Here is an 18823-nt window from a genome sequence, read left to right on the forward strand (position 1 = left end):
GCTTGACCCTGGTCAAGATGCGCCAGCCGCCGCCAACTTGACCGATCTTGGTCCCCAGATGCGGACGAGGGCCGATCCAAGTGTTGGATCAGCCCTCTGAGCTGCGTCGGGACGGCCGGATTCGAACCGACGACCCCTTGACCCCCAGTCAAGTGCGCTACCAAGCTGCGCCACGTCCCGATGCTCCCGCGCGGTGCTCGCCGCGACAGCCGGTACAGCTTAGCGCAGGATCTTCGTTCCACGCGCAGGGCCCCCCGCCGCGTCGCGGCGGCCCGGCGTCACTCGTACGGGTCGCGGGGTGCCGGCACCTGCCGCCAGCTCTCCACCTCCAGGTAGGGGATCTCGAAGTCGTTGACCGGGTCCCGCCCGAGCTGGCTGCTGTAGCGGCCGGTCACCTCGATCCAGGTGTCGTCGGCGAGGCCGGCCGGCGTGTTACCGCTCAGGGCGACCTTGGTGGGCAGGCCGTCGGCGGCGCAGCAGGAGAGCCGCATCCGGGTCAGTACGGGCCGCCCGTCCCGGCCGGCGACGGTGAAGCCGGTGACCTTGACCCGCCGGTCACCGATCGACTGTCCCTTGTCGAACACCGCCCGGACGGCGTAGTCGTACACGGTGATGACGGCCGGGTCGCCGTCGGGCAGCGGCGGGTACTCGGGCAGCTTCCCGGCGGCGAGTGAGGTGCCGGACTGGTTGGCCGCGTACGCGCCGAGGGCCGGTGGGGCGACCAGCAGCAGGCCCAGCGCCGGCAGGATGAGCAGCCAGGCGACCCTTGGCTCGTGGTGCCCGTGCCCGTCGTGGTCGTCGTGGTGTTCGTCGTCGGAGGCCGCGTCGGCTGGGGTGGCCCGGTGCAGTGCGGGGCGCAGTTCCTCCTTGACGTAGCGCAGGTAGAGGTCGGTGAGGCTGGCGCGCAGCACCGCCCCGCCGAGCAGGAGCAGGACGCACGCCTGGGCCTGACGGTTCACAGCAGCACCATCCCGGTGACGGCGGCGACGACGACCGCGACGACGAACGTGGTGGGGGCGAAGCGGGCGGCGAAGCCGCGTCCGAAGATCCCGGTCTGCATGGCGATCAGCTTGAGGTCGACCATCGGCCCGACCACCAGGAAGGCCAGCCGGGCGGTGAGCGAGAACTGCGACAGCGAGGCGGCGACGAAGGCGTCGGCCTCCGAGCAGATGGACAGCAGGACCGCGAGCACCGCCAGCGCCAGGATCGCGAGCGCCGGCTGGTCGGCGAGGGCCTGCAACCAGCGCTCCGGCACCAGGACGTTGATGCTGGCGGCGGCCATCGCCCCGATGACGAGGAACCCGCCGGCGTGCACGACGTCGTGCCGCACCGCCGACCAGAACGCCTTGGCGCGCGAGGTGTCGTCGAGGTCGGGTCGGCGCGGCAGGCGGATCCAGTCGGCCCGGCCGAGGCGCAGCCAAAGCCAGCCCATCACCATGGCGACGACGAGGCTGGCCACCGCCCGGCCGACGACCATCTCCGGGTTGGCGGGGAAGGCCACCGCAGTGGCGGTCAGCACGATCGGATTGATCGCCGGGGCGGCGAGCAGGAAGGCCAGCGCGGCGGCCGGGGTGACGCCCCGGCGGATCAGGGAACCGGCGATCGGCACCGATCCGCACTCACAGCCGGGCAGCACCACCCCGGCGGCACTGGCCACCGGCACGGCCAGGGCGGGATGGCGGGGCAGGGCGCGGGCCCAGAAGGAGCGGGGGACGAAGACCGCGATGGCTGCCGAGAGTAGGACGCCGAAGACCAGGAACGGTACGGCCTGCACCATCACCGAGACGAAGACGGTGGTCCAGGTGGCGAGCGAGGGCGTGGCGAGCAGCCCGGCGAGGGGCTGGCGCAGGACGATCAGGAGGATCAGCACTGCGGCGAGCACCTCGACCGAGCCGATCCGGCCGGGGAACCTGCCGCTCTCCGCCGACGGTGGACCGGGCGTGTCGCCGTTCGTTGGTGTCCTGTCCGAGGGTGCCGCGAGGGCCGGGCCGGGGCCGGCGTCGAGTGCCGGCGCGGTGTCGTCGGGTCGGGCGGTTCCGGGATCGGCGGCACCGGTGCGCTCGGGTGCGACCACGTCGTCTCCGTTCTTGCGAGCGGCGGGGCGGGCGGTCGGACCTGCCGCGGTGCTGGCGCGCGCGGGTTGTCGGCCCGCCGCGCGGCGTCGCCGGTGCCGTGCGGGCCACAGTGTATCCAGCGGCGTCGTCTGCCCCGAGTGGTGCGCGCGCACCGCGCCGCGCGGGTCATTCGGTCTTGCGGGGGTCCGCGCCGGGTTTGCCTGACCCGGAACCTCTCCACCCGGCCCTCGGTGTCGAGCAGCCGCTGCCGCCCGTCGAGGATGGGTGGTTGGCGGGGGAGAACTCCACGTCGATGACGGGTAGGCCGGGTGATCCCATGCGGGGGCCACCGTCGGCGAATTCCGCGGAATGGACCGCTGTCGTCCATCCGCAGATGGGTCGGAACCCTAGTACCTGAGAGCTACGGGACACCCACCAACCCGACCCGACCCGCTCTGAACAGCGAATACGCGCCGGCCGGAGATCGTATTGGAGAGTGACGACGGCAGGTCCGTCGCTGCCTAGATTCGGCACGAACCATTCGGAGAAGGAGGATGCGTTGATCCGTTCATCGGTGGCCGCGCGATCGTCGCGTGCGGAAATCACCTTGCAGCACGTCTGCCAGCTGTACCGCAGATACCAGGACGACCTCCGAGTCGTACGGAAGGAACAGCGCGAGTTGCGGACCGCGTGTCCGGAAATGAAGACCCAACTTGACGACCTCGAGGCGGAGATCACCTACCTGCTGATGCGGGAAGAGCGGCCCGCGACCGTGGTGGAGATCGGATCGCTGCACGGGTGGTCCACCACGTGGATCCTGCGGGCGCTGCGCGACAACCGGGCCGGCGCGCTCGTCACCCACGACCTGATCGACAACGCCCGGCACAACGTGCCCGCCGAGCTCGCCGAAGGGCGTTGGACGTTCGTGCCGGGCGATGCCCGGGAGACGCTGCGCGGCCACCGGCACAGCATCGACCACCTCTTCATCGACGCCGCGCACACCGCGTCCTTCGCCCGCTGGTTCGTCGGCGAGCTCTTCCCGACGGTCCGGGCCGGGACCACGGTGAGCGTCCACGACGTCTTCCACAGGCGGCGGCCCTGGCCGGTCAGCGAGGGCCGGGTGGTGCTGTCCTGGCTCGCGAACAACGGCGCCGGATACTTCACCCCGTCCCGCCTCGCGGCCGCACGGGTCAACCGAGAGCTCAAGGAACTGAAGCAGCGCCTCGGCCTGCTGAAGCCTGTCCACGACGGCCTCGACGATCCCATGCTGTTCTTTCGGATGCCCTGATCTCGCGTCCGGGTGCTTACATGTCAGCGCGGACATCGATCAGGAGGTACGGGTGGCGCTTTCCCTCCGCGCTGCGGGTGCGGCCGGCCGCCGGCTGTTCGCCCTGTCGGCGCGCCCGGTACGCACCACCGCCCCGAACCGCCCCACCCTGATGCGCGGGCTGCGGCTCATCGGGGTGTCGCTGGTGGCCCTGTACGCAGCTGCCATCGGCATCGGTGTGCTCGTCGATACCTTGCCGCAGAGTTCACCAGTGATCGGCCTCCTGGCAGTGGCGCAGACTTTACCGATCGTCCTGGTGATCTACCGGCCGATCGCCGCGTGGTGGCTCTCGCTGATCGCCGCGTTGCCGTATCTGATCCTGCTCGGCTCTTCCACCGAGCTGGTCACTGACGACGCGTTGTGGCCGTGGAGCGCCGCCGGGATCGTCGCGCATCTGTTCGTCGGACTGGTGGTGGCCTACCAGGTGCCGCCCCCGGTCTATCTGGCCCAGTGGCTGATCACGGGCGCCGTGGCCGTCGCCGCCGAGGTGATCTTCTTCCGGCGGGCGCAGGTCAACAACGGCTTGGTGCTGTCCGGCTTCTACGCCGTTGGGCTCGCCGGCCTCGCGATCGCCCGCTGGTTGCGCGACGTCCGGCGGGAACTACAGCATCAGGTCGGTCTCACCGAGCAGGAACGCCTCCAGCGGACCACGCTGGAGGAACGCGCCCGCATCGCCCGCGAACTGCACGACGTGGTCGCCCACCACATGTCGGTGATCGCGGTTCAGGCGGAGGCCGCGCCTTACCGGGTGAGCGGGCTCGACCCGGCCGCGGCCGAGAGCTTCGCCTCGATCCGGCGGAACGCGCTGGCGGCGCTGACAGAGATGCGGCACGTTCTCGGCATGCTGCGCTCCGATCAGGACGACGCGGATCGGTACGCTCCACAGCCGACCCTGGCCGACCTGAATCAGTTGTTCGACAACTGCCGCAGCGCCGGGCTGATCCTGAAGACCGGCGTCCGGGGAGACGTGCGGGGCCTGTCGGAGCAGGTCGAGCTGATCGCCTACCGGGTGATCCAGGAGGCGCTGAGCAACGTGATCCGCCACGCGCCGGGCGCCGACGTCGAGGTCGACCTGGAGTACGGTCCGGCTGAACTGAACGTGCGGGTCTCCAACAGCCCTTCCCCGGCCGCCGCCGGCCAACCCTCTCCGGTGGCAGGCGTTGGCCACGGTCTGACCGGCATGCGGGAACGGGCGGCGGTCCTCGGGGCGAGACTACGCGCCGGGCGCCGCGACGACGGATGGTACGAGGTCACCATGTCGCTGGACTTGGCGAAAGGATGAGCACGATGGCGATCCGGGTGCTGGTCGTCGACGACCAGCGGATGCTGCGGGAGAGCTTCGCCGTCCTGCTCGACGTCCAGCCGGACATCGAGGTCGTCGGCGAGGCCTCGAACGGGAAGGAGGCCGTCCGGCAGGCGCGGGATTTGCTCCCGGACGTCGTGCTGATGGACGTGCGGATGCCGGTCCTCGACGGCCTGGAGGCGACCCGGCGGATCCTGGCGCACGCCCCGGGCACCAAGGTGCTGGTGCTGACCACTTTCGACGAGGACGAGTACGTGCACGAGGCGATCCGTGCCGGCGCGAAAGGCTTCCTGCTCAAGGACTCGTCGGCGCACCAGCTCGCGGACGCCATCCGCACCACCATGTCCGGCGGTGCCGTGCTGGCGCCGTCGGTGACGATGCGGCTGATGGACGACTTCTCCCAGCGGTGTGTGCCGCCCGTGTCGCTTTCCGGTCGCCTGGCCGCCCTGACCAATCAGGAGATGAACGTCCTCGGGCTGGTTGCGCGCGGCATGTCCAACGCGGAAATCGCCGTTCACCTGACCGTCGCCGAGCAGACCGTGAAGACCCATGTGAGCCGCATTCTGATGAAACTGAACCTGCGCGACCGAACCCAGGCCACCGTCCTGGCGTACGAGACCGGCCTCGTGGTGCCGGGCCGCTAGGCACCCCGTCACACGGGGGCCGCCGGTGCTTCACGCCGCCGTCGGGGCGAACCAGCGGGAACCCGCGTGGGGTGGTCGGCGCGTCGGGGCCCGACCGGCCCCGACGCGCCGTGCGAGCCATTGCCTCATCCGGGGTCGGTGTCGGAATGCAGGTCGGTGAGGTCGGGGAGGGGAAAGCAGCCGGCGAAGGGGTCGGGCAGGGCGCGCCAGGCGGCTTCGCCGTCGGCGAGTTCGGCGTTGGTGAGCAGGCACCGGGCGAGGGTGCGGTGCAGCGCGGCCGGGTCGAGGTCCAGGCCGATGAAGGCCAGGTGCTGGCGCCGGTCGCGTCGACGAGGTCACCCTCGACGTGGACCAGCGTGGCCCAGGGGGCCAGCCGCTCCGGCTGGCCCGGCTGCCCCGGGACTCCAGCACGGTCCGGCTACGCCGGCGCGACCAGGTCGACGGTGGCCCCGGGGTGTGCTGCGCCGCTTCGGCCTGTCCCGGGTGCGGATGCGTGAGCTCGCGCTGCGCGGCGAGTTGCCGGGGGTGCGCAAGGCGTCCCGGTGACCTCATGGCGACGGCCGGCGCAGTGCCCGTGGGGCGCCGCGCCGGCCGTCGCCGTCGGAGGTGGTCAGACCGGGGTGGGGGAGAGCGTCGTCGGACCCGTGACGGAGTCCGGGTCGATCTGGGCGGTGAGATCCTCGCCGGCCCGCTCGTTGGCCCAGGCCGCGCGTTGCGCCGGTGGAACTCGTGGGGGTGCCGGGTGAACGTCGTCCGGTCCTGCACGCGGGCGACAGGAACGAGGGCTACCGGCTCGGCAGTCCGGTCGAGCGGCCGAGGTAGGTGACCGGGCCGGGATCCGGCACGGCGATCTCGTGGAAGCCCAGCCGGTCATAGAAGCCCCGCGCCCGCACGTTCGCCGTCACCATCCCGACGTGCAGTCCGGCCGCTCCGGCGTCGGCGGCCGCGCGCAGGAACGTCTCGACCAGCCGCCGGCCGTGCCCCCGACCCTGCTGCTCGGGGAGCAGGTCGATGTGCAGGTGCGCCGGGTAGGCCGCCAGTTCCGGCAGGAGCATCCGCTCCGGCCGGTGGTGCAGGGCGACCATCTCGTCGTCGGGCGTGGCCGGTGGTCGGGCCGGCGCCGGGTAGCGGTGGGCCAGCCGGGGGATCCACTCCCGCCGGTACCCGGCCACGAAGGCGGGCGTGTCGGCGGTGCCGATGACGTAGCCGACGACCCGCCCGTGCTGGGTGAGCACGAACGCCAGGTCCGGCTCGAGATGCAGGTACGGCCCGGCGAAGAGGTCGGGCATCAGGTCGTCGCTGGCGTAACGGCCCCGGGCGTCCCCGCCGGCGTCGGCGGTACGGACGCAGATGTCGTACACCGCGTCGTGGTCCTCGGGCCGGTACCGGCGGATGGCGGCGACCGGGGGTTCCGCCGTCGATGTGCGCTCCATGCCGGGACCGTACGGGGTGGAAGCGTTTGCACCGCAAGCCCCGCTCAGGCGCTCTCCCGCCGCACCGGCACCGACCGGTGCACGACCCGCTCGTCGGCGGGGCCGCTGCCGGTCATCAGGGTGCGCACCGCGCCGGCGGCGATCCGTTCGACGGGGTGGGTGGCGGTGGTCAGCGCGGGCCGGCCCAGCGCCGCGAGTGGGATGTCGTCGAAGCCGGTCACGGCGACGTCGTCGGGCACCCGTACCCCTTCGTCGGCGAGGACGCGCAGGGCCCCGATCGCCACCGCGTCGGTGATGGCGACGACCGCGTCGGTGTCCGGCCAGCGGCGCAGCACCCGTCGTACGCCGGCGCCGCCGGTGGCCGCAGTGAGCCCACCGGTGGCCGTGCGGCAGGGCAGCCCGTACTCCCGCACGCAGGCGCGGTAGGCGTCCACCGGGCGGCGCATGCTGGACACCCAGGCCGGGCCGGTGAGCATGGCGATCCGTCGCCGGCCGGTCGCGGTCAGGTGCCGTACGGCGGCGGCCGTCGCGGCGGCGGTGTCGACGTCGTGCGAGGGCACCCCGCCGAAGCCCGGTCCGACCAGGGTCACCCGCCCGCGCAGCCCGGCCGGCAGCGCGGCCACCAGGGCCTCGTCATGGTTGACCAGTAGCAGGCCGCGCACGCTGCGGTCCCGGGCCAGACCGTCGAGGACGGCGTGTTCGCCGGGGCGCAGCCAGCGCGCCGACACCCCGACGTCGTGCCGGTCGGCCTCCCGCGCCGCCGCCGTGACCAGGCGGGTGGCGTACTGGTCGGCGAGGATGCGGGCAGCGGGCGCGACGATCCCCACCACGATCCGGTGACCCTCGCCGCGCGCCAGCGACACCGCGAGCGGGTGCGGCGCGTACGACAGGGCGCGCGCGGCGCGCAGCACGTCGGCGCGCGTCGGTGCGGAGACGGGCCCCCGGCCGCTGAGCGCCCGGGACGCGGTGGCCACGGAGACCCCGGCAGCCCGGGCGACGTCGGCGAGGGTCGGGGTACGCAGGTGCCTCACGTGCCCTGTGTAGCACCGCCGATCGGGGGAGCGCCGCCCTGTGGCGCTCCCCCGGGGGTGACGCGTCAGGCGGCGGCGAGGCTGGCCTGCCAGGCGTTGTAACCGCCGAGCAGGTCGGAGACGTCCGGCCGGCCGGCGGCGCGCAGCAGGCTGGCCGCCACCGAGGACCGGTACCCGCCGGCGCAGTGGACCACGATCGGCCGGTCGGCCGGGACCTCGTCGAGCCGGCGCGGCAGCTCGGCCAGCGGGATGTGCAGGGAGCCCGCGACGGCGCCCTGCTCCCGCTCGCCGATGTTGCGCACGTCGAGGACGACCGGTGGCTCCGGCCGCTCCAGGGCCTCGCGCAGCTGGGCCGTGGTGACCCGGCTGGCCGGGGTCAGTTCGGCGATCATCTCCAGGAACGCGTGCTCGGGCTCGCGGAGGTAGCCGATCGCCCGATCGAAGCCGATCCGGGCGAGTCGTACCACGATCTCCTCCTCGCGGTCCTGCGGCGCGACGACCAGGATGGCGCGGTCCGGGGCGACGACGCTGCCGGCGGTCTCGGCGAAGCGGCCGTCGGCGGGGATGTTGACCGCGCCGCGCAGGTGGCCGGTGGCGTACTCCTGCGGGTCGCGGGCGTCGATCACGACGGCGCCGTCGGCTCGGGCGGCGAGGAACGCGGGGGCGTCGAGCGGCCGGGCGGGCCGGGTGTGGTCGAACAGTTCGCGGGCCTTGCGGTTGAGCACGGCGTCGAAGGCGAAGTAGCCCGGTGCGGAGGGCTGGCCGCCGGTGACCAGGGCGACGAACTCGGCCTCGCTCATCGGGGCGCAGGCGTAGTTGGTGCGGCGCTGCTCGCCGATGGTGGACTGCCGCTCGGTGGAGAGGTTCTTGCCGCAGGCGGAGCCGGCGCCGTGGGCGGGGAAGACCCGGACCTCGTCGGGGAGGCCCATCAGCTTGCGCTGCACGCTGTCGTAGAGCATCGTGCCGAGTTCGCCGGCGGTGACGCCGAAGGAGGCGAGCAGGTCGGGGCGGCCGACGTCGCCGATGAACAGCGCGTCGCCCGTCATCACGCCGTAGGCCACGGCGTCGTCGGCGTGCTCGTAGACCAGGACGCTGATCGACTCCGGGGTGTGGCCCGGGGTCTCCATGATCTGGAGGGTGACGTCGCCGAGGCTGATCCGCTCGCCGTCGGTGAGCTTGCGGATCGGGTACTCGGTCTCGGCGCGCTGGCCGTAGCCGATCCAGGCGCCGGTGGCGGCGGCGACCTCGAGGTGGCCGGCGAGGAAGTCGGCGTGGAAGTGGGTGTTGATGACACCCTCGATGGTCAGCCCGCGGGCGCGGGCGTCGGCGAGGTACTCGTCGATGTCGCGGCGGGGGTCGACCAGGACGGCCCGCTTGGTGGTCTCGTCCGCGACCAGGTACGACGCCTGGGAGAGGCAGTCCAGGTAGTACTGGGTGAACAGCACGGTGCGCTCCTTCGCAGTGATGCCGGGCGATACACCAACCGTAGCGCATACCCCCCGGGGTATATTCCGGGTCGTCGGTCCCGGAGTGGAGGGCCGTTCGGCCCTCCCGGCTCCGAGGTCGGCGATTCCGCTCCGCCGCCCGGTCGGGGTGGCGCCGGCGCGGGCCGGCCGTCGGCCCTCCCGTCAGGGGATGTGCGCTCCCTGCCGGGGAATGCCCCGCCGGTCGGGAGGGTTGACGATACCGGTGGGGGTATACGCTGGTGCAAGATGTACCCCCCAGGGTATGTTTCCGGACGGAGGTGTGTGGTGAAGCTTCGACCCGAGATGACCGGTGAGGCGCTGACCCGGCTCAAGCGGGCCCGGGGGCAGCTCAACGCCGTCATCGAGATGATGGAGAACGGCGAGGACTGCCAGGCGGCGCTGACCCAGCTCGCGGCGGTCTCCAAGGCCATCGACCGGGCCGGCTACAAGATCATCGCCTCCGGGATGCGGCACTGCCGCGCCGCGCGGGAGAACGGCGACACGCCGGAGATGACCGAGGAGGAGCTGGAGAAGCTCTTCCTGGCGCTGGCCTGAACATCTGAACACGGTCCGCCCGTGTCGTCTACCGGCGGCGCGGGCGGGTAAGCGGCACCCGATCGGGTGCAGAGGTCTCTAACCTACATACCCCCCCGGGTATGTAGGTTGAGGAAGGGAGAACGCAGTGGCAGTTGAGGTGTCCGTCATCACGACGTCGTCGCTCGGCGACCGCAGCTACCTGGCCACGGACGGGCGGGTGGCGGTCGTCGTCGATCCGCAACGTGACATCGACCGGGTCATGTATCTGGCGGGGGAGATGGGCGTGCGGATCACCCATGTGGTGGAGACGCACATCCACAACGACTACGTCTCCGGTGGGCTGGAACTGGCCCGGATCACCGGTGCCCACTACCTGGTCGCCGCGGCCGACGAGGTCGGTTTCGACCGTCTCGCGGTCTCCGACGGCGACACGGTGCCGGTCTCGGACACCCTGCGGTTGCGCGTGATCGGCACGCCGGGTCACACCTTCCACCACCTGTCGTACGTGCTGGACGAGGTCGACGGCGGCGACTGGCGGCCGGTCGGCGTGTTCACCGGCGGTTCGTTGCTGTTCGGCACGACCGGTCGTACCGACCTGCTCGGCCAGCAGCACGCCCACGAACTGGCCCACCACCAGTACGCCTCGGCGAAGCGCCTGGCGGACCTGCTCCCCGACGGCGCGCAGGTCTGGCCGACCCACGGCTTCGGCAGCTTCTGCTCGGCCAGCCAGGCCGACGCGCCCGAGTCGACCATCGGCCGGGAGAAGCAGGCCAACCCGGTGCTGCGGCTGGCCGCGGACGACTTCGTCACCGAGACCCTCGCCGGGCTGGACGCCTACCCGGCGTACTACGCCCACATGGGCGTGGCGAACTTCGCCGGACCCGCGCCGGTGGACCTCACCCCGGTGAACCGGGCCGACGCCGCCGAGCTGCGGGAGCGGATCGCCGCCGGGCAGTGGGTGGTGGACCTGCGGCACCGCAAGGCGTACGCGACGTCGCACCTCGCCGGCACGGTCAGCCTCGGCCTGGACGGGCCGATGTCGACCTGGCTCGGTTGGCTGATCGACTGGGGTGTGCCGATCACCCTGCTCGCCGAGACGGCGGAGCAGGTCGCCGACGCCCAGCGTGAACTGGTGCGCATCGGCATCGACCGGCCCGCCGCGCAGGCCACCGGCCAGCCCGAGCAGTGGGCGGCCGAGCCGGAGCGGCTGCGGGAGCTGCGGTTGGCCGACTTCCCCGCGCTGGCCGCCGCCCGCGCCGGCAACACCCCGGCCGGCCTGCCCGACCCGCAGGTCGTGCTGGACGTGCGGATGACCAACGAGTGGAAGGCCGGGCACATCGAGGGCGCGGTGCACGTGCCGCTGCCCGACCTGCCCAAGCGGCTGGCCGAGGTGCCCGACGGCGCGGTCTGGGTGCACTGCGGCTCCGGCTACCGTGCCACCGCCGCCGCGTCGCTGCTGGCCAACGCCGGGCGCGAGGTCGTCGTCATCGACGACAAGTTCGACCAGGCCGGTGCGGCCGGCGTGGCCCTGACCGACTGAAACCTCGTCGGGGCGGCGCCTGGGCGCCGCCCCGACCCACCCTGCCCCCCGAACACCGAAAGAGGAGACATGAGCACCAATCCCGCGACCCTGAACGCCGCCGAGCTCCGCGAGCTGATCGACTCCGGCCGGGTGCCCCGCCTGCTCGACGTGCGTACCCCGGCCGAGTTCGAGACATCGCACATCCCGGGCGCCTACAACGTCCCGCTGGACCTGCTCAAGGAGCACCGCGAGGAGCTGCGCCGGCACCTCGACGAGGACGTGGTGCTGATCTGCCGCTCCGGCGCCCGCGCCACCCAGGCCGAGCAGGCGCTCGCCGGGGTCGGGCTGCCGAACCTCAAGGTGCTCAACGGCGGGATGATGGCCTGGCAGGCCTCGAACGCGCCGATCAAGCAGGGCGCCCCGCGCTGGGACCTGGAGCGGCAGGTCCGCCTGGTCGCCGGTTCGATCGTCCTGGTCAGCATCCTGGCTTCGGTGTTCGTCCCCGGCCTGAAGTGGGTCGCCGGGTTCATCGGCGCCGGGCTGACCTTCGCCGCCCTGACCAACACCTGCGCGATGGGCATGATGCTCGGCAAGCTGCCCTACAACCGGGGCGCCAGCTGCGACCTGGACACCATCGTCGGCCAGCTCCGCGAGGGACCCGCAGCGAAGGCACGGGCATGACCGCCGGCCTGGCGCTGACCGTCGGGCTGGCCGTCCTGATCGGGGTCAGCCTCGGCCTGCTCGGCGGTGGCGGATCCATCCTCGCCGTGCCGCTGCTGGTCTACGTCGCCGACCTGCCCGCGAAGGAGGCCATCGCCACCTCGCTGCTCGTCGTCGGGGTCACCAGCGCCGTCGGGGTGCTGCCGCACGCCCGCGCCCACCGGGTGCGCTGGCGTACCGGGCTGATCTTCGGCGTCGCCGGCATGGCCGGCGCGTACGCGGGCGGCCGGCTCGCCGAGTACATCCCGGCCGGCGTGCTGCTCACCGGGTTCGCGCTGATGATGCTGGCCACCGCGATCGCGATGATCCGCGGCCGGCGTGCCGGCACCGGCAAGCCCGTCCCGCACGAGCTGCCCGTGCTGCGGGTGGTCATCGACGGTGTCGTGGTCGGTCTGGTCACCGGCCTGGTGGGTGCCGGCGGCGGCTTCCTGGTGGTGCCCGCCCTGGCCCTGCTCGGCGGCCTGCCCATGCCCGTCGCCGTCGGCACCTCGCTGGTGGTCATCGCGATGAAGTCCTTCGCCGGGCTGGCCGGCTACCTCTCCAGCGTGAGCATCGACTGGGGTCTGGCCGCCGCGGTCACTGCCGCCGCCGTCGTCGGCAGCTTCGCCGGTGGCCGCCTCGCCGGGCGCATCCCCGAGGACGTGCTGCGCAAGGGGTTCGGCTGGTTCGTGGTGGTGATGGGCGTCTTCGTCCTCGCCCAGCAACTGCCCGACGGGCTGCGCACAAACCCGCTGCTCTGGATCGGCCTCGGCCTCGCCGTGGCGGTGTCGGTCACGCTCACCACCCGACACGGCCGCAAGGCCCCGGCCGCCGAGCGCGAGAAGCAGGTGGCCGGCCGGAGCGGTCCACCCGCCTGACCGTCCACGACCCGAAGGGGCGCCGGTGCGTGACACCGACGCCCCTTCGGCGTTCCCGGGCCGGGTGCCCGGGGACGTCCGGCCCGGTGGCGTGCCGGGCGTCCGGTCGGCCCGCCGGGTGGCGGGCCGACCGGACGGGCGTCACCAGGCGTAGGTGACCGAGATGGTGACGTTGGGGCAGTTGTTCGCCCAACTGGTCAGGGCGCTCTTCTCGGCGCTGTCGACGGTCAGCCGCCAGCGGATCTTGGTGGCGACCCACTCGTTGACGTAGCGGCAGCGGGCCGAGGCGTACGGCGGGAGCCAGGTGGCCGGGTCCCGGTCGCCCTTGGCCTGGTTGACGTTGTCCGTCACCGCGACCAGGGAACGGCGGTCGCCCAGGTCGTTGGCGTACGCCTGGCGGCGGCTGCTGGTCCAGTTGCGCGCGCCGGAGTCCCACGCCTCGGCGAGCGGGACCATGTGGTCGATGTCGAGGTCGCTGGTGAGGGTCCAGTAGGCGTTGTCGTAGTAGGAGTACCAGCGGCCGCCGGAGAGCGTGCAGGTGCCGCTCACGGTGGGGGCGGAGACCGCCTCGGCGAGCAGCACCTCGTTGCGGGTGTGGCAACCGTCGCCGTCGGCGTCGATCCAGTGCCGGAACAGGTCGCGGCCGTAGCCGGTGCGGACCTCGGTGGCGACCGGGAGCCCGGCGACCGCGGTGGTCAGCGGGGCGGAGTATCCGGCGGCCGAGGCGGGGTGGGCGAGGCCGAGGGTGACGGCCAGGGCGGCGGCGAGGGTGAGTGCCGTCGTACGCAGCGTGCGGGTCATGGTGCTCCGTCCGGTGAGGGGGCGTGGGTACCAGCTCACATATGGACAGAGATTGATGCGAATATCAAGATTGGCTCTGTGAACAGCGGGCGACGCAGCGTTGTCGATCCGATGACACCCGGCGTCCGGGCGGGCCGCCCTACTCCGCCGGCAGGTGGGCCAGCGCCAGGGTCAGGTCGAGCACGGTCCCCGGGTCGTTGAGGCGCTCGCCGTACAGCTCGCGGATGCGGCCCATCCGGTAGCGGACGGTCTGCGGGTGCACGAAGAGGTCCGCCGCCACGTCGTCGCGCCGTCCCTGGTGCAGCAGCCACGAGCGCAACGTCTCGGCGAGCCGCTGGGCGGTCGCCGGGGGTAGCTCGGCCAGCGGGCTCAGCACCTGCTCGCGCAGGTCGGCCAGGGCCTCCGGGTCGGTGCTGAGCACCAGCCGGGACAGGTGCGCCTCGGTGTCCAGCGGGGCCCCGCCAGACGGCTGCTCCAGCCCGAGCGCCAGCGTGCGCAGCACCCGCTGGTACGACCCGGCCACCCGGGTCCATCCCCGGGCCGGGCCGAGGGCGGCCCGGTGCCCGTGCAGCACGGTGACCAGCCGCCGCCGGCGCGCGCCGTGCATGTCCGGGACGAGCAGCACGGCCGACTCCTCGGCCAGCTCGATCCCGGGCAGGTCCTCGCCGCTCTCCAGCGTGTGCGGGCTGAGCAGGGCGAGCACCGAGCGCAGGTTGCTGCGGGGCAGCACCGCCACGGTGAGCGTCCGCGGCGGTGGCCACTCGGCCCGCTCGGCGCTGCGGTGCAGCACGTCCTCCGGCTCGCCGGCGAGCAGTTGCTGGGTGAGCCGTTCCAGGTAGCGGCGCCGGACCCGCCCGGCGCTGGCCAGCTCGTCGGCGTGCCCGGCCACACTGGCGGCCGACAGCTCGTCGATGTAGGCGAACATCAGCTCGGCGAACTCGGCGACGGTCTCGGCGGACAGGCCGCTGCGCACCGTGGTGGTGGAGACCTCCCGCCAGGCCACCCGGGCCCCCACCCGGTACGCGGCCAGCAGCGCGTCCATGCTCCGCCCCGAGCGGGCCTCGCCGCTGCCCAGCGCGTACGCCGCCTCCAGCGCCCGGTTCAGCGGGGTGCTCGGGTCCGACTCGCCGGCCCGTTCGATGAGCTGCAGGAACGTGCCGAGCGCGATGCGTACCGCGTTCTCGATCTTGTCGCGCATCTGGCCGGTGAGGGTGCCGGAGTAGTCGGGGACCTCGGCGGTGATCGCGGTGACGGTGCGCTCGGCGACCACCGGCAGCCGTCCACGCAGCCGGTCGGCCACCTGCTCGTCCAGCTCCAGGTGGGCCGCCCGGTGGGACGTACCCGCGGAATGGTCGGTCATGTTGTTCTCTCCGAACAAAAATCCGTGCCCAATTCACCTTCGCTGGTCAAGAGTTTATCCACACCGGCGAGCACTCTGGGAGTATGACCACCACCGTCCCGCGTCCCCCGGCGCGGACCTCCGTCCGGGACCGGCTGCTCCGGCTCGCCGAGACGGTCACCACCCCGCTGCTGCCGGGGGACTATCTCGACCTGGTCGCGCCGCTGCGCGCCGGCGCCGCACTGCGCGGGCGCGTCGTCGCCGTCGACCCCGAGACCCCCGACGCCGCCACGCTCACCATCCAGCCCGGCCGCGACTGGCGCGGGCACACCCCTGGCCAGTACGTGCGCCTCGGTGTCGACGTGGACGGGGTCCGGCAGTGGCGGGCGTACTCGCTCACCTCGGCGCCGGGCCGCCCCGACGGCCGGATCAGCGTGACCGTGAAGGCGATCGCAGACGGCAAGGTCAGCAACCACCTGGTCCGGCGGCTGCGCCCCGGCACGATCGTCCAGCTCGACCAGGCGCAGGGCGACTTCGTCCTGCCCGACCCCGCCCCCGCCCGGGTCCTCTTCCTCACCGCCGGCAGCGGCATCACCCCGGTGATGGGGATGCTGCGCGCCGGCGCGCACACCCGCTCCGACGTGGTCGTGGTGCACTCCGCGCCCACCGGCGCCGACGTGGTCTTCGGCGCCGAGCTGCGGGCCCTCGCCGCGCGGGGCGCGATCCGGCTGGTCGAACGGCACACCGACAGCGACGGGCTGCTCGGCGTCGAGGAGCTGGCCGGGCTGGTCGGAGACCACCTGGAGCGCGAGACCTGGGCCTGCGGGCCGGTGGGGATGCTCGACGCGGTCGAGGCGCACTGGGAGGCGGCGGGCGCCGGTGACCGGCTGCACACCGAACGGTTCCGGCCCACCGTCATCTCGCCGGGGGAGGGCGGCACCGTCACCTTCACCCGGGCCGGTCTCACCGTGCAGGCCGACGGCGCCACCCCGATCCTGGAGGCCGGGGAGGCCGCCGGGGCGCTCATGCCGTCCGGCTGCCGGATGGGCATCTGCTACGGCTGTGTCCTGCCGCTGCGCCAGGGCGCGGTGCGGGACCTGCGCAACGGTGAGCTCACCACCGCCGTCCCCGGTGACGGCGTCCTCATCCAGACCTGCGTGTCGGCGGCGGCCGGTACCTGCGACATCGATCTGTAAGACCGGAGGCCGGACGTGACTGTCATCCAGAAGAAGCCGGACAACCCGATCGCGCACCTGAGCGCCGAGGACATCGAGATCATCGGCAAGGAGCTCGACGCGATCCGGGACCGGGTCCTCGCCGAGCGTGGCGAGTCGGACGCCCGTTACATCCGCAAGGTCATCAAGACCCAGCGGACGCTGGAGATGAGCAGCCGCGCGGTGCTGCTCTTCTCGCTCTTCCCGCCGGCCTGGGTGGTCGGCACCCTGGGCCTCTCCATCGCCAAGATCCTCGAGAACATGGAGATCGGCCACAACATCCTGCACGGCCAGTACGACTTCATGCGGGACCCGAAGATCCACTCCACCACCTGGGAGTGGGACCACGTCTCCCCGGCCGACCAGTGGAAGCACTCGCACAACGAGCTGCACCACACGTACACCAACGTGCTCGGCAAGGACAACGACCTCGGGTACGGCATCATGCGGGTCGACGAGGACCAGAAGTGGCACCCGATGCACCTCGGCCAGCCGCTGTGGAACCTCGTCAACGCCTGCTTCTTCGAGTACGGCATCGCCGCGTACGACCTGGAACTGGGCCGCAACCTGCGCAAGGGCCGGCACAAGGCCCCCGAGTTCCGGGCCCGGGCCCGCGCGGTCGGCCGCAAGATCCGACGCCAGGTGCTCAAGGACTACGTGATCCACCCGCTGCTCTCCGGCCCGTCCTTCCTCACCACCCTGGCCGCCACCTTCACCGCCAACCTGGTCCGCAACCTGTGGAGCCACTCGGTGATCATGTGCGGGCACTTCCCGCAGGGCGTGGAGACCTTCGAGAAGACGTCGATCGAGGGCGAGACGCGCGGCGACTGGTACCTGCGGCAGATGCTCGGTTCGGCCAACATCAGCGGCAGCCGGCTGATGCACATCATGACCGGCAACCTGTCGTTCCAGATCGAGCACCACCTCTTCCCCGACCTGCCCAGCTGCCGCTACCAGGAGATCGCCCCGCAGGTGCGGGCGCTGTTCGACCGGTACGGGCTGAGGTACACCACCGGGCCGCTGCCCAAGCAGGTCGCCTCCGCCTGGTGGAAGGTCATCCGGCTCTCGCTGCCCAACCGCGGGACCGCGCAGCCGGTGGACGACCTGTCCACCCGCGCCCTCGCCCCCAGCGGGGCCTGAGCCACCGACGCCGCCGTCCCGCCGTAAACCGGTGGGCGGCGGCACCGTCGTCGCGGTACCGTCGCAGGCATGCAGATCAGGCGCAGCACCGCCGCGGCCGCGCGAGCTTCCCGCTCGCCGGTTGCCGCCGCCTGATCTCCTGACCCTCGACAGCCGGCGACCGGAAACGGTCCGCCGGCTTCGTGCTGTCTGCCCAGGCGTCCTGCCCGGGGCGGCGGACCGCCTCCGGTCGCGCCCACCGGAAGGCCACCGCCATGACACCCGAGCAGATCCTGCACACCTTCCTCGACCACCACCACCGGCGCGGACACCGCGACGCGCCGGAGAGCACGCTGGTCCCGCCGCCGGGCGACCCGGTGCTCTTCACCACCTCCGGGATGCATCCGCTGACGCCCTACCTCGAGGGGCGGCCCCACCCGGGCGGCCGGCGGCTGGTCAACGTCCAGCGTTGCCTGCGCACCACCGACCTGGACGAGGTCGGCGACCGCACCCACCTGACCGTCTTCGACATGCTCGGCTCCTGGTCGCTCGGGGACTACGGCATCGCCGAGAGCCTGCGCTGGGGGCACGAACTGCTCGTCGACGGCTTCGGCCTCGACCCGGGCCGGCTGCACGCGACCGTCTTCGGCGGCGACGACCAGGTCGGCCCCGACGAGACCGCGTGGCGGACCTGGACGGAACTCGGCGTCCCGGTCGAGGAGACCGGCGACGACAACTGGTGGTCCAACGGCCCGACCGGGCCGTGCGGGCCGGACTCGGAGATCTTCGTGTGGACCGGCGACGGCCCGCCCACCGGCACCCCCGGCACCGACGACCGGTGGACCGAGGTGTGGAACCACGTGCAGATGCGCCACCACCGGCACCCCGACGGCCGGCTCACGACACTGCCGCAGCCGAACATCGACACCGGGATGGGCCTGGAACGGCTGGAGATGGTGCTGCGGGGCGACCGGTCGGTCTACGAGGGCGCGGGGCTGCGGCCCTGGGTCGACGCCGTCGGCGACCGGTGGCCCCTGGACGAGGTGTCGCTCCGGGTCGTCTGCGACCACCTGCGCTCCGCCGTCGTGGTGCTCGGCGACGGCGTGCGGCCGTCGGCCACCGGACGGGGGTACGTGCTGCGCCGGCTGGTCCGCCGGGCGTTGACCGTGCTGTGGCGCGACGACCCGTCCCGGACGCTGACCGACCTGCCGCCCGGGTTGTCCGGGGACACGCTGCGCCGGTTCCGCCAGCGCGGCGACATCGCCGCGCTGCGCGACGTCCTCGCCGACGAGGAGCGCCGCTTCCGCGGACTGGTCGGCCGCGGGCGGCCGATCGTGGCGCGGCTGCGGTCGCGGGGACCGCTGGGCGACGCGGACTACCGCTGGCTGCACGACACCCACGGGCTGCCGCGCGACCTGGTCGACGGCCTGCTCGGCGGGGCCGGCTGACCGGCCGG

At 72.7% G+C, this 18823-nt stretch carries 17 protein-coding genes, 1 tRNA gene and 2 pseudogenes; 11 read left to right on the top strand and 9 right to left on the bottom strand.

Annotation, left to right across the window (positions count from 1 at the left end; all coding sequences use genetic code 11):
• Nucleotides 1–106: 106 nt before the first annotated feature.
• The 3 genes from GA0070560_RS10970 to GA0070560_RS10980 form a co-directional block, all read right to left on the bottom strand.
• Nucleotides 107–180 (bottom strand) — tRNA-Pro (locus GA0070560_RS10970).
• 98 nt (nucleotides 181–278) lie between these two features.
• The gene (locus GA0070560_RS10975; protein WP_091294544.1) at nucleotides 279–959 is read right to left on the bottom strand and encodes a TIGR03943 family putative permease subunit; all 681 of its coding nucleotides are present in this window, start codon (nucleotides 957–959) and stop codon (nucleotides 279–281) included.
• Entirely contained in the window at nucleotides 956–1897 is a 942-nt protein-coding gene (locus GA0070560_RS10980; protein WP_091294976.1) for a permease, read from the bottom strand. Before GA0070560_RS10980 ends, GA0070560_RS10975 begins: the two co-directional genes overlap by 4 nt.
• Before the next feature lie 857 nt (nucleotides 1898–2754).
• Here GA0070560_RS10980 and GA0070560_RS10985 point away from each other — a divergent pair.
• Genes GA0070560_RS10985 through GA0070560_RS10995 form a run of 3 tightly spaced genes read left to right on the top strand, consistent with a single transcriptional unit; the run spans nucleotide 2755 to nucleotide 5328 of the window.
• Entirely contained in the window at nucleotides 2755–3342 is a 588-nt protein-coding gene (locus tag GA0070560_RS10985; RefSeq protein ID WP_245675467.1) for a class I SAM-dependent methyltransferase, read from the top strand.
• Nucleotides 3343–3394: 52 nt separating this feature from the next.
• Nucleotides 3395–4663: a sensor histidine kinase gene (locus GA0070560_RS10990; RefSeq protein ID WP_091294547.1), complete on the top strand. Its 1269-nt coding sequence runs from the start codon at nucleotides 3395–3397 to the stop codon at nucleotides 4661–4663.
• Nucleotides 4660–5328, top strand: a complete 669-nt coding sequence (locus GA0070560_RS10995) for a response regulator transcription factor (RefSeq protein WP_211565805.1) — start codon at nucleotides 4660–4662, stop codon at nucleotides 5326–5328. The genes GA0070560_RS10990 and GA0070560_RS10995 overlap by 4 nt, the downstream gene beginning before the upstream one ends.
• A gap of 125 nt (nucleotides 5329–5453) precedes the next feature.
• On the opposite strand, the pseudogene GA0070560_RS11000 reads toward GA0070560_RS10995, so the two are convergent.
• Nucleotides 5454–5663: pseudogene (locus GA0070560_RS11000) on the bottom strand (GTP-binding protein); the annotation flags it as partial.
• 44 nt (nucleotides 5664–5707) lie between these two features.
• On the opposite strand from GA0070560_RS11000, the pseudogene GA0070560_RS11005 reads away from it, so the two are divergent.
• Nucleotides 5708–5874: pseudogene (locus GA0070560_RS11005) on the top strand (uS14 family ribosomal protein); the annotation flags it as partial.
• Between the two features lie 239 nt (nucleotides 5875–6113).
• On the opposite strand, the gene GA0070560_RS11010 reads toward GA0070560_RS11005, so the two are convergent.
• The 3 genes from GA0070560_RS11010 to GA0070560_RS11025 all read right to left on the bottom strand — a co-directional run bounded on the left by GA0070560_RS11010 (nucleotide 6114) and on the right by GA0070560_RS11025 (nucleotide 9237).
• On the bottom strand, nucleotides 6114–6761 hold the full coding sequence (locus tag GA0070560_RS11010; RefSeq protein WP_091294552.1) for a GNAT family N-acetyltransferase: 648 nt from the start codon (nucleotides 6759–6761) through the stop codon (nucleotides 6114–6116).
• 44 nt (nucleotides 6762–6805) lie between these two features.
• Nucleotides 6806–7792: a LacI family DNA-binding transcriptional regulator gene (locus GA0070560_RS28120; protein WP_170839360.1), complete on the bottom strand. Its 987-nt coding sequence runs from the start codon at nucleotides 7790–7792 to the stop codon at nucleotides 6806–6808.
• A gap of 65 nt (nucleotides 7793–7857) precedes the next feature.
• Nucleotides 7858–9237: an MBL fold metallo-hydrolase gene (locus GA0070560_RS11025; RefSeq protein ID WP_091294556.1), complete on the bottom strand. Its 1380-nt coding sequence runs from the start codon at nucleotides 9235–9237 to the stop codon at nucleotides 7858–7860.
• A gap of 306 nt (nucleotides 9238–9543) precedes the next feature.
• Here GA0070560_RS11025 and GA0070560_RS11030 point away from each other — a divergent pair, with 306 nt between their 5' ends.
• The 4 genes from GA0070560_RS11030 (at nucleotide 9544) to GA0070560_RS11045 (ending at nucleotide 12894) form a co-directional block, all read left to right on the top strand.
• Nucleotides 9544–9813, top strand: coding sequence for a metal-sensitive transcriptional regulator (locus GA0070560_RS11030; RefSeq protein WP_091294559.1), 270 nt, complete (start codon nucleotides 9544–9546; stop codon nucleotides 9811–9813).
• A 127-nt stretch (nucleotides 9814–9940) separates the two neighbouring features.
• The gene (locus GA0070560_RS11035; protein WP_091294562.1) at nucleotides 9941–11335 is read left to right on the top strand and encodes an MBL fold metallo-hydrolase; all 1395 of its coding nucleotides are present in this window, start codon (nucleotides 9941–9943) and stop codon (nucleotides 11333–11335) included.
• A 69-nt stretch (nucleotides 11336–11404) separates the two neighbouring features.
• Complete coding sequence (locus tag GA0070560_RS11040) at nucleotides 11405–11998, top strand: rhodanese-like domain-containing protein (RefSeq protein ID WP_091294565.1); 594 nt, start codon at nucleotides 11405–11407, stop codon at nucleotides 11996–11998.
• Nucleotides 11995–12894, top strand: a complete 900-nt coding sequence (locus GA0070560_RS11045) for a sulfite exporter TauE/SafE family protein (protein ID WP_091294567.1) — start codon at nucleotides 11995–11997, stop codon at nucleotides 12892–12894. Before GA0070560_RS11040 ends, GA0070560_RS11045 begins: the two co-directional genes overlap by 4 nt.
• 141 nt (nucleotides 12895–13035) lie before the next feature.
• Here GA0070560_RS11045 and GA0070560_RS11050 read toward each other — a convergent pair whose 3' ends face one another.
• Both GA0070560_RS11050 and GA0070560_RS11055 read right to left on the bottom strand, forming a co-directional pair.
• A complete protein-coding gene (locus GA0070560_RS11050) occupies nucleotides 13036–13695 on the bottom strand; it encodes an HNH endonuclease family protein (protein WP_091294570.1) in 660 nt (219 codons plus the stop codon).
• Nucleotides 13696–13834: 139 nt separating this feature from the next.
• A complete protein-coding gene (locus GA0070560_RS11055) occupies nucleotides 13835–15055 on the bottom strand; it encodes a PucR family transcriptional regulator (RefSeq protein ID WP_091294573.1) in 1221 nt (406 codons plus the stop codon).
• An 83-nt stretch (nucleotides 15056–15138) separates the two neighbouring features.
• Here GA0070560_RS11055 and GA0070560_RS11060 point away from each other — a divergent pair, with 83 nt between their 5' ends.
• From GA0070560_RS11060 to GA0070560_RS11070, 3 genes are all read left to right on the top strand, one after another.
• Nucleotides 15139–16230: a ferredoxin reductase gene (locus GA0070560_RS11060; RefSeq protein WP_091294575.1), complete on the top strand. Its 1092-nt coding sequence runs from the start codon at nucleotides 15139–15141 to the stop codon at nucleotides 16228–16230.
• Nucleotides 16231–16245: 15 nt separating this feature from the next.
• A complete protein-coding gene (locus tag GA0070560_RS11065) occupies nucleotides 16246–17388 on the top strand; it encodes a fatty acid desaturase family protein (protein ID WP_091294578.1) in 1143 nt (380 codons plus the stop codon).
• Nucleotides 17389–17642: 254 nt separating this feature from the next.
• Complete coding sequence (locus GA0070560_RS11070; RefSeq protein WP_091294581.1) at nucleotides 17643–18815, top strand: alanine--tRNA ligase-related protein; 1173 nt, start codon at nucleotides 17643–17645, stop codon at nucleotides 18813–18815.
• Nucleotides 18816–18823 lie beyond the last annotated feature (8 nt).

The sequence above is a fragment of the Micromonospora halophytica genome, from assembly GCF_900090245.1.
Lineage (GTDB): Bacteria > Actinomycetota > Actinomycetes > Mycobacteriales > Micromonosporaceae > Micromonospora > Micromonospora halophytica.

Coding starts and splice junctions, on each gene's coding strand:
- GA0070560_RS10985 (WP_245675467.1), top strand. CDS start 2,755: ATGAAGACCCAACTTGACGACCTCGAGGCGGAGATCACCTACCTGCTG.
- GA0070560_RS10995 (WP_211565805.1), top strand. CDS start 4,660: ATGAGCACGATGGCGATCCGGGTGCTGGTCGTCGACGACCAGCGGATG.
- GA0070560_RS11010 (WP_091294552.1), bottom strand. CDS start 6,761: ATGGAGCGCACATCGACGGCGGAACCCCCGGTCGCCGCCATCCGCCGG.
- GA0070560_RS11040 (WP_091294565.1), top strand. CDS start 11,405: ATGAGCACCAATCCCGCGACCCTGAACGCCGCCGAGCTCCGCGAGCTG.
- GA0070560_RS11045 (WP_091294567.1), top strand. CDS start 11,995: ATGACCGCCGGCCTGGCGCTGACCGTCGGGCTGGCCGTCCTGATCGGG.
- GA0070560_RS11050 (WP_091294570.1), bottom strand. CDS start 13,695: ATGACCCGCACGCTGCGTACGACGGCACTCACCCTCGCCGCCGCCCTG.
- GA0070560_RS11055 (WP_091294573.1), bottom strand. CDS start 15,055: ATGACCGACCATTCCGCGGGTACGTCCCACCGGGCGGCCCACCTGGAG.
- GA0070560_RS11060 (WP_091294575.1), top strand. CDS start 15,139: ATGACCACCACCGTCCCGCGTCCCCCGGCGCGGACCTCCGTCCGGGAC.
- GA0070560_RS11070 (WP_091294581.1), top strand. CDS start 17,643: ATGACACCCGAGCAGATCCTGCACACCTTCCTCGACCACCACCACCGG.